Raw genomic sequence first — 13,765 nt, 5'->3', positions numbered from 1 at the left:
CAAGCAAGCCGCTATGCTGAGCATTCGGCCACTTAATTGAGAGACGCATGCGACCTCGCTCAACATTTCTGGGCTTATTATTTCCGGGCTCTGCTTTACGGCATTCGACGCTTTTCCCAGTGGCTACCGCTGCGTTGCTGCTAGGCGGCTGTCAAACCTCATCTAGCTTACAGGATGGTCCCTTTGGCATGCAGGTCGAAGACCCCATGCGCAATGCGCCGCCCATCACCCAGGGATTGGATGCTACAGGGCTAAGCACGCTACTCGGCGCTGAACTTGCGGGTCAGCGTGGCGATTATCGCTACGCAAGCCAGGGGTACCTAGAAGCAGCGCAGCGCTATCGCGAGCCAGCACTGGCCGAACGCGCTACTTTCGCCGCCCGCTTTGGCAATGAAGCTTCATTAATAGAAGCTTCCGCGTTACGTTGGCGCGAACTGGCTCCCCAGGCAGAAACACCCAATCGCCTACTGGCGGCTTTTTCGCTACAGCGAGGCGACTGGCTCGACAGTCTGGAGCAGCGCCTTGATATCGTTGAAGCAGGCGGGCATGGCGACGTGACCGCCTTTGCTGAGGTTGCGATTGCTGAAGAGGCACCATTGGAGTTAATCGTTCAGCAGTTGCGTGAACATTTAGCTCGCCCCAATGCCGATCAGTTAGCGCACCATAGCGATGTACTGCTGGGCACGGCCCTGGTTGAAGCCGCCCTCGGCGACACGGCACTTGCCCAACGACGGCTTGATCAGGTCGCATTGCTTGACCCTGAATCCGCGGCTCTATGGTTAGTTCGAGCCCGCTTGGCGTTGGAGACCGAAGATTACTCCACGGCTCAACGCGCAGCTCAGCAAGGGCTGGAACTAGCACCTGACGACGTGCGTTTTATTTTGCTACTGGCCCAGGCGGAAATTCGGCTTAACAACATCAGTGCTGCCGAGGCGCAAACCGATGCACTGCTGGAAAGCCATGGTGGCAATGAGGAACTACGCTTGTCGTTGGCACAGCTCTACCTGGAAGAGGGACACCCTGAACCTGCGCAGCGTCTGCTTCAGCCCCTCATTGGCCAACCTGAGGTGCCGAATCTCGCCTATTACCTGCTCGGCGCGATCACCCAGGCCCAAGGCGATACCGACAACGCCCTTCTCTATTATCGTCAAGTCAGTGAGGGGGAAGAATTTTTGCCCGCTCGCGCAGCGGCGGCGCAAATGCTGATAGAAGAAGACCGCTTGCTTGATGCCCGCGCCTTCCTGCGCATTGAGCGGATGCGCTTTGATAACTACTTTACCGAACTGGTGATGCTCGAAGTACAGTTGCTCGATGAAATGAATCAGCCCGAGGACGCTAATGCATTACTAGACCGTGAGATCGCCCGCACACCCGATGACGCTTCATTACTTTATATGCGCGCTATGCGACGCTGGGAAGCAGGCGACATTGCAGGCATGGAGCAGGACTTACGCCAGATACTGCGCACCGACCCCGACAATGCTGAGGCGCTCAATGCGCTAGGTTACACCCTGGCCGACCTTAACTTATCGGGGCGCTTGCAAGAGGCGTTTGAACTGATTGAGCGCGCTTACGAAGCAGATCCTGATAACCCAGCCGTACTCGACAGCATGGGCTGGGTCTATTTCAGGCTCGGACAGCCGGAAGAAGCGCTGCCCTGGCTTGAGAGCGCCTACATGCAAATGCCCGATCAAGAAGTGGCAGCGCACCTAGCCGAAGTATTGCAAGCGCTGGGGCGTGATGAAGAGGCACGGCAATTGATACAACAGATTATGCAACGAACCAACCTGCATCCTAAGATTGATGACTTGCTTGAGCGCTTTCCTGAGCTAAGTCCTGAGCTAAGTCGTAAGCTACGCCCTGAGCAAAGCCCTGAACTAACGCCGCCAGAGGTACCCTAACCCTGCGCGCCCCTTTAAGTGCACTCATCATGTTACCCTTGCGCCGTACTCACCTAAACATGGAGCCTGTTTATGCCGACACTGACGTCCCCTTCGCCCCGCTGGCCCTTAACGCGGCACTCCTCGCGCCTCTGGCTTGCCGGCTTCGCACTACTTTTGCTCGCAGGGTGTGCCTCCCAGGCTCCCATGGATGAAAGCGGCCGACAGGCAGGCCAATGGGAACGTCAGCAGGCTGAGGTAGAAGCATTCGACACCTGGACACTGGTCGGCAAAGCGGGATTGCGTACCCCAGAAGAGAACGTCAGCGCCAATCTTGATTGGAACCAAACCCCACATTATTTCCGCATGCTGATCAGCGGACCTTTTGGTGGTGGGCGCAACGTGCTTGAGGGCCGCGAAGGGCGTTTTTCACTCTCCAATAGCGATGGACGCTTTGAGGCAGAAACCCCAGAAGCATTGATGGAAGAGCAACTTGGCTGGTCACTGCCTGTCAGCGCCATGCCAGACTGGGTGCGCGGCCTACCTGGCGAAAATGATAACTACCAGTTGGAAACCGATGAACTTGGCTTCCCCAGCCACTTGGCACAAGACGGTTGGGAAATTGACTACCGTGACTGGGAACAGTTTGAAGGCATGTGGCTGCCGCGCCGGTTAATCATGAACTACGACGATGTACGTATTACGCTCGTTGTCAATCAGTGGCAAGCCAGCGAAGAGTAAGGGTAATCGTTTTAATGAACGCGCAGCTGACATTACCTGCCCCGGCCAAGCTTAACCGCATGCTGCATATCGTGGGCCGCAGAGAGGACGGCTTCCACTCGCTGCAGACGCTCTTTCAGTTTATCGACCTGAATGATCATCTGACCCTGGCGGCTCGCGACGATGGCGACATCCAGCTCACCCAAGCGGTCAGCGGCGTAAACCACGATGACAACCTGATCGTGCGTGCGGCTAGGTTACTGCAGCGCCACAGCGGCACCTTGCTGGGGGCCACCCTTGCTATTAACAAGCAACTGCCCATGGGTGGCGGCTTAGGGGGCGGCAGTTCCAACGCGGCGACGACGCTGTTGGGGTTGAATCATCTCTGGCAGTTGAATCTGTCGCTAGAGGAACTGGCACGTTTAGGGTTACAGCTTGGGGCCGACGTACCCGTTTTCGTGCACGGCCATAGCGCGTGGGCGGAAGGGATCGGGGAACAGCTGACATCGGTGACGCTTGATACCCCCTGGTTCGTCATTATTCACCCCGGTATTAGCGTGTCGACGCCCGGTATCTTTCAAGACCCGCAATTGACACGTGACAGCCGCCCCATTACTATGGCGCGCGCACTGCAGGGGGGAGCGCCGGAGTGGCGCAATGACTGTGAAGCTGTCGTAAAAGAGCGCTATCCGCCCATTGCGGAAGCCCTTGACTGGCTTGCACAGCACGCACCTAGCCGGTTGACCGGCACGGGCGCTTGCGTGTTCGCTGCCTTTGAGTCGCAGCAAACAGCACAGGCAATCGCGCAATTAGCGAGCCCACATTGGTCGGCATGGGTAGCGCGAGGACTCAACACCTCTCCCCTACATGATGCTCTGGGCTATTTATAGTCCCGCTCTGGGCTTTTTATAGTCCCGCTCTGGGCAGTTTATAGTCCCGCTCTGGGCAGTTTATAGTCCCGCTCTGGGCAGCTAAAAGCGCCCGGTCAGCGCGTTAGGTTATTGCTGGGGTATCGCCAAGTGGTAAGGCACCGGTTTTTGGTATCGGCATTCCCAGGTTCGAATCCTGGTACCCCAGCCAACCCAACAATGGCCTGCGTTTTTCCCCTGATCCCCAACACTGCAAAGGTGGTTGCGCGTGTCAAAATTGATGGTTTTCGCCGGGAATGCTAATCCCGCGCTCGCTCAAAAAATTGCCGAGAGCTTAGACAGCCGTATGGGTAACGCGACGGTGGGTCAATTCAGCGACGGCGAAATCGCAGTCGAGATCAATGAGAACGTGCGCGGCAAGGATGTCTTCATCCTGCAGTCCACCTGTGCACCGACAAACGACAATCTGATGGAGTTGATTCTGATGGTCGACGCGCTGCGTCGTGCCTCGGCAACTCGCATCACTGCTGTTCTGCCCTACTTTGGCTATGCACGCCAGGATCGTCGTGTGCGCTCCGCACGGGTGCCCATTTCCGCCAAAGTGGTTGCCGACATGATGGTTAAAGCAGGCGTTGACCGCGTAATGACCATGGATCTGCACGCTGATCAGATCCAAGGCTTTTTTGATGTGCCGGTCGACAACGTCTACGGCTCACCGATTTTGCTGGATGACATTGAGCGTCAGAATTACAGCGACCTCGTGGTGGTTTCTCCCGACGTAGGCGGCGTTGTTCGCGCACGCGCCATTGCTAAACAGCTGAACGCCGATCTCGCCATTATCGATAAGCGCCGCCCCCAGGCTAACCAAGCCCAGGTGATGCACATCATCGGTGAGATTGAAGGCCGCACCTGTGTGGTGGTCGACGATATGATCGATACCGCAGGCACACTATGTAAAGCCGGTGAAGCACTTAAGGATCACGGCGCCAAGCGCGTTGTGGCGTATGCAACACATCCGATTCTATCCGGCCCGGCGGTCGATAATATTACTAACTCCGTACTGGATGAAGTGGTGGTGACCGACACCATCCCGCTATCTGACATTGCACGTCGAAGCGGCAAAATTCGCCAGTTGAGCGTTGCAGGCCTCATCGCAGAAGCGATTCGTCGGGTCAGCAACGAAGAATCTGTCAGCGCGATGTTTCACTAATTCGCTGACGATACAGCCCCCTTTTGGGGCCACGGAAACGTCGTCGTCTGGTCGCGGTCGGCGGCGTCTTCCTTACTTAAACTAAGAGGCAATTCCATGTCTGATTTTATCCTAAAAGCCAGCGTTCGTAACGACCTGGGGAAAGGTGCGAGCCGCCGCCTGCGTCGTGCGAACCAGCAAGTGCCTGCCGTTGTATACGGCGGTGAAAAAGGCGCGCAGTCCATCTCTGTCGAAAAAACCGCTTTCTATAAAGCGATTGAAGACGAGTCCTTCTTCTCCTCGGTCATTAAACTCGTGGTCGATGGTAAAGAAGAGCAAGTCGTTGTTCGTGATTTGCAGCGTCACCCCTTCAAGCCGCTGCTAACCCACGCTGACTTCCTGCGCGTTGATGCAACTCACGAAATCACCATCAACGTGCCGCTGCACGTGACGGGCGAAGAGAAGTGTGTAGGCATCAAAGACCAAGGCGGTGAACTGCACGTACTGGCCAACGAAGTTGCGATCAGCTGCTTGCCCAAAGACCTGCCAGACTACCTCGAAGTCGACATCTCTACCGTTGAGCTTGGCACGACGCTGCACCTGTCTGACCTTACCCTGCCGACTGGCGTCACTTCTGTTGACCTGTCTCACGGTGAAGAGCACGACAATGCGGTACTTAGCATCACGAAAGTAAAAGTGCGTGCTAGTGAAGAAGATGAAGACGGTGAAAGCGAAGGCGAAGAAGGTACCAGCGCCGAGTAAGTACCCGTTTAGCATGCTATTGAGGCCATGCTTGCATGGCCCTCATGCTGCTAACAGGATGTTAGAATCAAGCGCCTCGGCGCTTGATTTTTTTTAGGCCCGACGCTGGCGCGGCGTCAACAATGCTTTCGGGACAGTGTTGGTCTTCTGGATATTGTGTATGAGGTGCGAAGATGAGCCAGGTAACAGCCATTATTGGATTAGGTAACCCCGGCGCCGAATATGAGGCCACACGCCATAACGCTGGCTTCTGGCTGGTCGACGCTATTGCGCGCAGCGCCCATGCTGAATTGCGGCCAGAAAAAAAGTTTTTTGGTCATTACGCGAAGATACGTCTAGGTGACCATGAGCTACACCTACTCAATCCTGCCACCTTTATGAATCGCAGCGGTGCCGCAGTCGCCGTCCTGTGTCAGTTTTTCAAACTGGCTCCCGACAATTTATTGGTCGCCCATGACGAACTTGATCTTCCACCCGGTCAGGCACGCTACAAAACCGGTGGTGGGCATGGAGGCCATAATGGCCTGCGCGATATTATTAGCGCATTAGGCGGCCAAAAGCAGTTTCACCGCGCGCGGATTGGCATTGGTCATCCAGGTGAGGCGCGTCAAGTCACTAATTATGTACTCGGCCGTCCTGGCAAGGCTGAACAAGAAGCTATCGTTCGCGCCCTGGATGAGTGCATCGCCACCCTGCCTTTAGCACTTGATGGCGACTGGGCTAAAGCCATGAATCAGCTACACAGCTTGAAGCCCTAGCCTTTAGCTAGTGACTGAAGCCTTTAGCGAGTGACTGAAGCCTTTAGCCAGTGACTGACGGCTAGTTCATCTCGTAGAATGGCGCTTAATTTATCGCCTCAACATTTTATTCTCAGGAACACTTTATGGGTTTTAATTGCGGCATCGTCGGCCTGCCCAACGTCGGCAAATCCACGCTCTTCAATGCGTTGACCAAGTCTGGCATTGATGCAGAAAACTTCCCCTTCTGCACCATTGAGCCAAACGTGGGTATCGTCCCGATGCCGGACCCGCGCCTTGATAAGCTTGCCGAAATCGTCAAGCCGCAGAAAGTACTGCCGACCACCATGGAGTTCGTCGACATTGCCGGTCTGGTCGCTGGCGCTTCCAAAGGCGAAGGCTTGGGCAACAAATTCCTGGCCAATATCCGTGAAACCCAGGCAATTGCCCACGTGGTACGCTGCTTCGATAACGATAATGTTATCCATGTGGCTAACCAGGTCGACCCCCGCGCGGATATCGAAACCATCAATTTAGAATTGGCACTGGCCGATCTGGATACCGTCGAAAAAGCCAGCCAGCGCCTGGTTCGCTCGGTGAAGGGCGGTGACAAAGACGCCATCGCCACCAAGGCGATTCTTGATCGTATCCAGCCTCACGTTGCCGAAGGTTTGCCGCTACGCAGTTTTGGCTTGAGCGATGAAGAGCAACGCCAGGTGAAAAGCTTCGGCTTTTTGACCCTGAAGCCCACCATGTATATCGCCAACGTCAATGAAGATGGTTTCGAGAACAACCCCTACCTGGATATTGTGAATGAAATTGCCGCTGAGGAAGGTGCGCTGGTGGTGCCCGTTTGCAATCAATTGGAAGCTGAAATCGCTGAACTGGATGACGAAGAGCGCTCCATGTTCCTAAGCGAGATGGGCATGGATGAACCGGGCCTTGACCGCGTGATTCGCGCCGGTTATTCGCTGCTGGGCCTGCAAACCTACTTCACTGCTGGTGTTAAGGAAGTCCGTGCCTGGACAATCAAAGAAGGCGCGACTGCACCTGAAGCGGCCGGCGTTATCCATACCGACTTCCAGAAAGGCTTTATCCGCGCTGAAGTGGTTGCCTATGACGACTTTGTCACGCTCGGCGGCGAACAAGGTGCCAAAGATGCTGGCAAATGGCGCTTGGAAGGCAAAGAGTACATCGTCAAAGATGGCGACGTTGTCCACTTCCGGTTCAACGTATAGCGGCTGTCGGCAATAACACATTGACGAGCAACGACGCTTCCAGTATCATTCGCCCCCGTTGAAAGGCTACGTAGCTCAGCTGGTTAGAGCACATCACTCATAATGATGGGGTCCCCTGTTCAAATCAGGGCGTAGCCACCAAAGCTTATAAAAAAAGCCCGCTGACCTTGTCAGCGGGCTTTTTGTTTTAGTGCCGTTCGTATGGGCTAAGCATTATCAACTTAATGTCGGCCGGTTTAAAAAGAGCGTTAGCGCGCGGGTCAGGTACTCAACATCTTTAGTGCCCGCCGTCTCGCGAATCGAGTGCATCGCCCACTGAGGTACGCCGACATCAATGGTGGGGACACCTAATTCGGTAGCAGTAATCGGGCCGATAGTGCTTCCACAGCCCATATCCGCCCGAGTCACAAACGACTGTACCGGCACGTCCGCCTCGCGGCAGACATCACGAAACAGCGCGCCGGTGACGCTATTGGTGGCGTAGCGCTGACTTGCATTGACCTTGATCACTGGGCCGCCGTTAATCGCTGGGCCGTGGCGCTCGTCGTGCTTATCGCGAAAATTAGGGTGCAGCGCGTGGGCATTATCGCAAGAGATCATCAACGACGACTGAATCAGCTGAATCAGTGACTCGTCATTGCCCTTTTCGCCGTCCTTGCCGCCTAACTGGCTGTTAATACGCGTTAGTACGTCCGCCAGAAAAGGACCTTGAGCACCGCAAGCGCTGGCACTGCCCACTTCCTCGTGGTCATTCGCTACCAACAGGGCGCCCTGACTACCATCGCAAGCTAACAGCGCTTCCAACCCCATAAAACAGGAAAGCAGATTATCTAACCGGGCACTTGCTACTAGCTCTTGCTTGACGCCGACCAGCGATGGCGGCTGCACATCGTAAAAGCCCAGCTCGAAATCAACAACCTCCACGGCACGTAAACCATGCTGCTCTTCTAGCCATTGCGCCACTAACTCGACTAACGTGGCCGTCTCGCTTTGCAACAACACTGGCGCCATTTGCGTCTGCGGGTTTATCGGACGGCCACTGTTCACGTCTCGATCAAGATGAATAGCCAAACTCGGTATAGTCGCTATAGCACGGTCGACATTGAGCAACACACTTTCCAAGCGCCCATCAGCGTGGCGTAAATGCACCCGCCCCGCCAATCCCAGATCACGGTCAAACCAGGGCGCCAACAGCACACCGCCGTATACCTGTACACCCAACTGTAACCAGCCAGCGGAGCGCTGCGTAGCGTTAGGCTTTAAGTGCAGCCCAGGACTATCAGTATGCGCGCCGATCATTCGCAGGGATGCCAAGTCAGACTCAGGCAACTGAAACGCGATAATGGCTGAGTCATTACGGGTAACGTAGTAGCGCTTACCCGATGTTAGTTGCCAATTCGCCTTCTCTTCCAGCCGCTGAAAACCGGCTTGCTCCAATCGCGTGGCCATATTGCCTGCAGCGTGCCACGAGGTTGGTGATTGGCGCAAAAAATCGCATAGACGTGTTAAACGATCAGCGTTGAAAGTGTCGGACATGTAAATCCTCATAACAGTAATGATTGAGTCTCATAGCGCAGGCGACCTGCTACAATACTCCCTCGTCCTACGCAACTCATGGGTCATTTGCGTGTCTAGGGAACGATGAGTGTACACAAATCCGGGAGAGCTTGACTGATGAGCTTGTTTGCAACGCTTTCGCGTTCGGTCGCCCTGGCTGTCATGCTGGTTGTTACCAGCCCAGCCGCCTTTGCGCAACTTGAGCCGACCAACGAACAACGCCAGGCGGCAGTGGAAATTGCGGACTCGCTCCGCTACGGCCATTATGCTGATATAAATTTTGACGAAGCGTGGTCGCAGGACACTTTCCAACGCTATTTGGATATTCTGGATGGCCAGCGTGCCTATCTGTTGCAAAGTGATATCGAGCCCTACCGGCATTTAGAGACAGGCATGGCAGACGCTATTTTTAATGGTGATCTGGAGGATGCTTTTGATCTTTACAATACCTTCAGCGAGCGGCAGCGTGCTCGCCTTGAATCACTGCTTGCCCGGCTCGATGAAGGCCTTGATTTTGATTTTGATAGTAACGAGCGTTTAGAGATTGATCGTGAAGAAGCGCCCTGGGCATCCCGCGAAAGCGAACTCGACGAGTTATGGCGCAAGCGGCTTAAAAACGATGCCCTAACGCTTGCCTTAACCGAGCAGGATAATGAACAGATTGAAACCAATCTGCGCCAGCGCTACGAAGGCCAACTGACCCGATTGGAACAAACTGAATCAGAAGATGTTTTTGGCGTATTGATGGCAGCGGTTGCTGGCAGCATTGACCCGCATACAGGCTACCTTTCGCCACGCCAAGGAGAATCGTTTGATATTCAAATGAGTCTCTCGCTTGAAGGTATTGGCGCACTGCTTCAATCGGACGGCGAATACGTTAAAGTCGCAAGCCTCGTGCCCGGCGGCCCAGCAGAACGTGCCGGGGTTTTAGAACCCGCAGACCGGATTACCGCCGTGGGCCAGGAAGATGGCGAAATGGTTAATGTGGTCGGCATGCGCCTGGATAACGTAGTGGATCTGATTCGCGGCCCTAAAGGCTCCACCGTTCGCTTAGATGTAGTGCCTGCCCAAGCGGTCGATATGACCCGCTCGCAAGTCGTTGAGATTACCCGCGATACCGTTAGTCTTGAAGACCAAGCCGCCAGCAGTGAAATCATTGAAGTAGAGCGTGACGGCGAACCTCACCGCCTTGGGGTCATCAACGTACCGACGTTCTACGTTGATTTCGACGCGTGGCAAGCCGGCGAGGAAGAGTATCGCAGCACGACCCGTGACGTTGCCAAAGAAGTCGAACACCTTAAAGCAGAAGGCATAGAAGGCATTGTGCTTGACCTGCGTAATAACGGTGGCGGCGCCTTACAGGAAGCGAACTCTCTGATTGGGTTGTTTATCGATCGCGGCCCAACGGTTCAGGTACGCGACGCCCAAGGTCGTATCCAGCTCTATGGCGATAGCGAAGCAGGCACGCTTTATGACGGCCCGCTAGGCGTCTTGGTGAACCGCCTCTCCGCCTCCGCCTCCGAGATTTTTGCCGGTGCGATTCAGGATTACGGACGCGGCCTAGTACTGGGTACGCCGACGTTCGGCAAAGGCACTGTACAGACGCTTAATGAGCTGAGTCATGGGCAGATTAAGCTAACCCGCGCCAAGTTCTATCGTATTTCTGGCGATAGCACACAAAACCGCGGCGTAGAGCCGGATATCAACTTCCCCAGTCTGATTGATCCTGAACGTATCGGTGAAAGCAGCCTGGATAACGCGCTGGCCTGGGATACCGTCCAAAACGTTCAGTATCGTCGTTATGGCGAACCTGAAAATATGCTGGACAATCTTATTGCGCAGCACGATGTGCGCGCTGAGGATAACCCTAACTTCCGCTACCTGGAACGCCAATCTACGCTTGCCCGCCAGTTGCGCGAGCAGCACACCAGCGTGAGCCTGAATCGCGAACAGCGTGAGCGCGAGATGGAAGCCCAGGAAGCCGAACAGCTCTCTCTGGAGAACCAACGCCGCCGCGCACTGGGGCTTGAAGAACTCGACGAATGGATGGATGCTCGGACAGAAACAACGGCCGGAGTAGCAAACGAGGCAGACGACACCGCCTCATCGCCAGAGAGCGATGCTGAGAGTGAAGAGGACGAGGCATTGGCTGTCGATCGCGCCTACGTGCTCGAAGCAGCTGAAATCCTACTCGACTATGCCCACCTGCAAGAAACCCAGCGGTTTGCAGCTAAGCGCTAATTGATCTGGATACAAAAATGCCGACCTCTCAGAGGTCGGCATTTTTTTGAGGCAACAACGTTGGCTTCATCCTAACGTCACCCTTTCTTCAACAAAGCGCTGCCCGCCTCGTTGGTCGATCACCCATTTTGGTTAAGCGTTTGGTCAGTCCCGCCAACACAACGGCACTGCCCTCACTACCGGCCTGTATAATATCAAGCGCCCAGGCAGGCAACTGAGGCGCAATTCGGTAATAGACCCACTGGCCTTCGCGCTGATCGCTGAGCAGCCCACACTGGCGCAATTGAGCCAAGTGTCGGGATACCTTGGGCTGCGACACTTGCAATGTATGGGTCATCTCACACACACATAGCTCCTGCTCTTGAGCAACCAGCAGCACCAGCATCAAGCGCGTTTCATCGCTTAAACATTTAAAAATTGAGAGCGCCTGGGACGTTTTTACGTTATCCACCATAACCTTCCTAAACCATAGGATTAACAGAACATAGGATTAACAGAACATAGGATTAACAGAACATAGGATCATCAGCGCAGTTTACGACAACAGAGTAGATGCGTAACAGCGAAGGCTATCGATGGATGCACTAACGGCAAAAAAAGAGAAGCATTAATCGCAAGAGGAAGCTAAAACGAAAGTAAGGAAGGGAAAACGTGAGGAATCTGCCATTGGCTCCCCGAGCAGGACTCGAACCTGCGACCCAATGATTAACAGTCATTTGCTCTACCAACTGAGCTATCGGGGAACGTTTACCGTAAGGGTAAAATAAAGCAGAACAGCAATTTGGCTCCTCGAGCAGGACTCGAACCTGCGACCCAATGATTAACAGTCATTTGCTCTACCAACTGAGCTATCGAGGAACATTTAACTTGCTGATGTGTATGAGTGGGAGCCGCTAATTAACGCAATAGTTAACGTACTTAGCGGTTGGCTCCTCGAGCAGGACTCGAACCTGCGACCCAATGATTAACAGTCATTTGCTCTACCAACTGAGCTATCGAGGAACTGCTCAAACACGGTGCGTAGTATACCCATAGAAATGGGCCGGTCAAGTATCGATTATTGAGGAACGCTAGCCGCTGGTTTCCTGTATCCGTATAATGCGCCCATTACTGACAGCGGCGTGGTCATCAAAAATCAGGCCGCACGATAACACTCCATTCATCCTCGTCCCCCGACGACTCATAGATGACAGGTACCGATGGCGAAGAAGCTCTTCATCAAAACGCACGGCTGCCAAATGAACGAGTACGACTCCTCCCGTATGGCGGATCTACTCGGCGAATCTCACCAGCTCGAACTCACTGATAATGAGCGTGAAGCCGATGTCATTCTGTTAAACACCTGCTCGATTCGCGAAAAAGCGCAGGAGAAAGTTTTTCATCAGCTCGGACGCTGGAAAAAACTGAAAGATGCCAACCCCAACCTGGTGATTGGCGTAGGCGGCTGCGTGGCTAGCCAGGAAGGCGAAGCCATCCGCAAGCGTGCCCCCCATGTCGACATGGTGTTCGGGCCGCAAACCCTACACCGCGTGCCTTCGATGCTGGACGCTCGCGGTAATAACCAAATTGCCGCCGTAGATGTCACCTTTCCAGAGATCGAGAAATTCGATCACCTGCCCAAGCCCTCCTCGGATGGTGCAACGGCGTTTGTGTCGATCATGGAAGGCTGCTCAAAGTACTGCACCTTCTGCGTGGTGCCTTACACTCGCGGTGAAGAGGTTTCGCGCCCGTTCGAAGCGGTCATGGACGAAGTCATCCACCTTTCCGATCAGGGTGTGCGTGAGATCAATCTGCTAGGCCAGAACGTTAATGCTTACCGCGGCGAAAACCAGCTTGGCGACGAGATCGACCTGGCCGAACTGATTGCCTGTGTAGCAGCAGTAGACGGTATTGACCGCGTCCGCTTTACCACGTCGCATCCGGTAGAGTTTACCGATAGCCTCGTGGACGCCTTCGCCGATATTCCTGAGCTGGTAAGCCACTTACACCTACCGGTGCAGTCGGGCTCTGACCGTATTCTTAACGCTATGAAGCGTGGCCACACAGCCGCTGAGTACATCGAAAAGATGGAAAGAATCCGCGCTAACCGCCCGGATATCAGCTTCTCTTCGGACTTCATCATCGGCTTCCCTGGCGAAACGGAAGAAGATTTTGAAGCCACGATGAACTTAATTCACCAAATTGGCTTCGATCATTCGTTTAGCTTCGTTTACTCGGCACGCCCTGGCACTCCTGCCTCTGGCCTGCCTGATGAAACACCAGAGAGTGTTAAAAAGCAGCGCTTAGCGATTTTACAAGAGCGCATTATTCAACAAACGGCCCAAATTAGCCGCCGCATGGTAGGCAGCACTCAGCGCGTACTGGTTAACGGCTTTTCGCCGCGCGACCCCGGTCAGCTTTCCGGGCGGACTGAGAATAACCGCGTGGTTAACTTCCGTGCCGCCAACCCGACCGAGCTGATTGGCTATTTTGTGGATGTTGAGATTACCGAGGCCTTTCCCAATTCGCTACGCGGCGAACTTGCCTCACCCGAGCGCTATTAAACATTCCCTTAACATTGCTATTAACAAAG

The 13,765-nt window shown here is 54.5% G+C and carries 11 protein-coding genes and 5 tRNA genes; 11 read left to right on the top strand and 5 right to left on the bottom strand.

Annotated elements, in window-relative coordinates:
• The first annotated feature begins 47 nt into the window (after window positions 1–47).
• From ACUVOF_RS07235 to ACUVOF_RS07195, 9 genes are all read left to right on the top strand, one after another.
• On the top strand, window positions 48–1,901 hold the full coding sequence (locus tag ACUVOF_RS07235; protein WP_447043681.1) for a tetratricopeptide repeat protein: 1,854 nt from the start codon (window positions 48–50) through the stop codon (window positions 1,899–1,901).
• Window positions 1,902–1,973: 72 nt separating this feature from the next.
• A complete protein-coding gene (gene lolB / locus ACUVOF_RS07230) occupies window positions 1,974–2,621 on the top strand; it encodes a lipoprotein insertase outer membrane protein LolB (protein WP_447043680.1) in 648 nt (215 codons plus the stop codon).
• 14 nt (window positions 2,622–2,635) lie between these two features.
• Window positions 2,636–3,490 carry a 4-(cytidine 5'-diphospho)-2-C-methyl-D-erythritol kinase gene (gene ispE / locus ACUVOF_RS07225; RefSeq protein ID WP_447043679.1) on the top strand — a complete coding sequence of 285 codons (855 nt, stop codon included), beginning with the start codon at window positions 2,636–2,638 and terminating at the stop codon, window positions 3,488–3,490.
• 115 nt (window positions 3,491–3,605) lie between these two features.
• A tRNA-Gln gene (locus ACUVOF_RS07220) sits at window positions 3,606–3,680 on the top strand.
• A 57-nt stretch (window positions 3,681–3,737) separates the two neighbouring features.
• The gene (locus tag ACUVOF_RS07215; protein WP_196238098.1) at window positions 3,738–4,679 is read left to right on the top strand and encodes a ribose-phosphate pyrophosphokinase; all 942 of its coding nucleotides are present in this window, start codon (window positions 3,738–3,740) and stop codon (window positions 4,677–4,679) included.
• A 96-nt stretch (window positions 4,680–4,775) separates the two neighbouring features.
• Window positions 4,776–5,420: a 50S ribosomal protein L25/general stress protein Ctc gene (locus ACUVOF_RS07210; RefSeq protein ID WP_447043678.1), complete on the top strand. Its 645-nt coding sequence runs from the start codon at window positions 4,776–4,778 to the stop codon at window positions 5,418–5,420.
• 173 nt (window positions 5,421–5,593) lie between these two features.
• The gene (gene pth / locus ACUVOF_RS07205) at window positions 5,594–6,178 is read left to right on the top strand and encodes an aminoacyl-tRNA hydrolase (RefSeq protein ID WP_447043677.1); all 585 of its coding nucleotides are present in this window, start codon (window positions 5,594–5,596) and stop codon (window positions 6,176–6,178) included.
• Window positions 6,179–6,303: 125 nt separating this feature from the next.
• Window positions 6,304–7,395, top strand: coding sequence for a redox-regulated ATPase YchF (gene ychF, locus ACUVOF_RS07200; protein ID WP_447043676.1), 1,092 nt, complete (start codon window positions 6,304–6,306; stop codon window positions 7,393–7,395).
• A gap of 64 nt (window positions 7,396–7,459) precedes the next feature.
• Window positions 7,460–7,536: transfer RNA gene (locus ACUVOF_RS07195), tRNA-Met, on the top strand.
• A 75-nt stretch (window positions 7,537–7,611) separates the two neighbouring features.
• Here ACUVOF_RS07195 and ACUVOF_RS07190 read toward each other — a convergent pair.
• Window positions 7,612–8,931, bottom strand: coding sequence for a M18 family aminopeptidase (locus ACUVOF_RS07190; RefSeq protein WP_447043675.1), 1,320 nt, complete (start codon window positions 8,929–8,931; stop codon window positions 7,612–7,614).
• 138 nt (window positions 8,932–9,069) lie between these two features.
• Here ACUVOF_RS07190 and ACUVOF_RS07185 point away from each other — a divergent pair, with 138 nt between their 5' ends.
• Window positions 9,070–11,193, top strand: coding sequence for a carboxy terminal-processing peptidase (locus ACUVOF_RS07185; RefSeq protein WP_447043674.1), 2,124 nt, complete (start codon window positions 9,070–9,072; stop codon window positions 11,191–11,193).
• Window positions 11,194–11,281: 88 nt separating this feature from the next.
• Here ACUVOF_RS07185 and ACUVOF_RS07180 read toward each other — a convergent pair whose 3' ends face one another.
• The 4 genes from ACUVOF_RS07180 to ACUVOF_RS07165 all read right to left on the bottom strand — a co-directional run bounded on the left by ACUVOF_RS07180 (window position 11,282) and on the right by ACUVOF_RS07165 (window position 12,195).
• Window positions 11,282–11,647 (bottom strand): metalloregulator ArsR/SmtB family transcription factor, encoded by a 366-nt coding sequence (locus ACUVOF_RS07180; RefSeq protein WP_447043673.1) that lies wholly within the window; start codon window positions 11,645–11,647, stop codon window positions 11,282–11,284.
• Window positions 11,648–11,860: 213 nt separating this feature from the next.
• Window positions 11,861–11,936, bottom strand: a tRNA-Asn gene (locus ACUVOF_RS07175).
• A gap of 39 nt (window positions 11,937–11,975) precedes the next feature.
• Window positions 11,976–12,051, bottom strand: a tRNA-Asn gene (locus tag ACUVOF_RS07170).
• A 68-nt stretch (window positions 12,052–12,119) separates the two neighbouring features.
• Window positions 12,120–12,195: transfer RNA gene (locus tag ACUVOF_RS07165), tRNA-Asn, on the bottom strand.
• Between the two features lie 197 nt (window positions 12,196–12,392).
• On the opposite strand from ACUVOF_RS07165, the gene miaB reads away from it, so the two are divergent.
• Window positions 12,393–13,736 (top strand): tRNA (N6-isopentenyl adenosine(37)-C2)-methylthiotransferase MiaB, encoded by a 1,344-nt coding sequence (miaB, locus tag ACUVOF_RS07160; RefSeq protein WP_447043672.1) that lies wholly within the window; start codon window positions 12,393–12,395, stop codon window positions 13,734–13,736.
• Window positions 13,737–13,765: the final 29 nt, after the last annotated feature.

It is taken from the genome of Vreelandella sp. H-I2 (genome assembly GCF_052959335.1).
This window is presented reverse-complemented; position numbering and strand designations above follow the sequence as displayed.

What these genes read in the sequence shown, in the direction of transcription:
- ispE (WP_447043679.1), top strand. Translation starts at nt 2,636, where the DNA reads ATGAACGCGCAGCTGACATTACCTGCCCCGGCCAAGCTTAACCGCATG.
- ACUVOF_RS07190 (WP_447043675.1), bottom strand. Translation starts at nt 8,931, where the DNA reads ATGTCCGACACTTTCAACGCTGATCGTTTAACACGTCTATGCGATTTT.
- miaB (WP_447043672.1), top strand. Translation starts at nt 12,393, where the DNA reads ATGGCGAAGAAGCTCTTCATCAAAACGCACGGCTGCCAAATGAACGAG.
- ychF (WP_447043676.1), top strand. Translation starts at nt 6,304, where the DNA reads ATGGGTTTTAATTGCGGCATCGTCGGCCTGCCCAACGTCGGCAAATCC.
- ACUVOF_RS07210 (WP_447043678.1), top strand. Translation starts at nt 4,776, where the DNA reads ATGTCTGATTTTATCCTAAAAGCCAGCGTTCGTAACGACCTGGGGAAA.
- lolB (WP_447043680.1), top strand. Translation starts at nt 1,974, where the DNA reads ATGCCGACACTGACGTCCCCTTCGCCCCGCTGGCCCTTAACGCGGCAC.
- ACUVOF_RS07185 (WP_447043674.1), top strand. Translation starts at nt 9,070, where the DNA reads ATGAGCTTGTTTGCAACGCTTTCGCGTTCGGTCGCCCTGGCTGTCATG.
- ACUVOF_RS07180 (WP_447043673.1), bottom strand. Translation starts at nt 11,647, where the DNA reads ATGGTGGATAACGTAAAAACGTCCCAGGCGCTCTCAATTTTTAAATGT.
- pth (WP_447043677.1), top strand. Translation starts at nt 5,594, where the DNA reads ATGAGCCAGGTAACAGCCATTATTGGATTAGGTAACCCCGGCGCCGAA.
- ACUVOF_RS07235 (WP_447043681.1), top strand. Translation starts at nt 48, where the DNA reads ATGCGACCTCGCTCAACATTTCTGGGCTTATTATTTCCGGGCTCTGCT.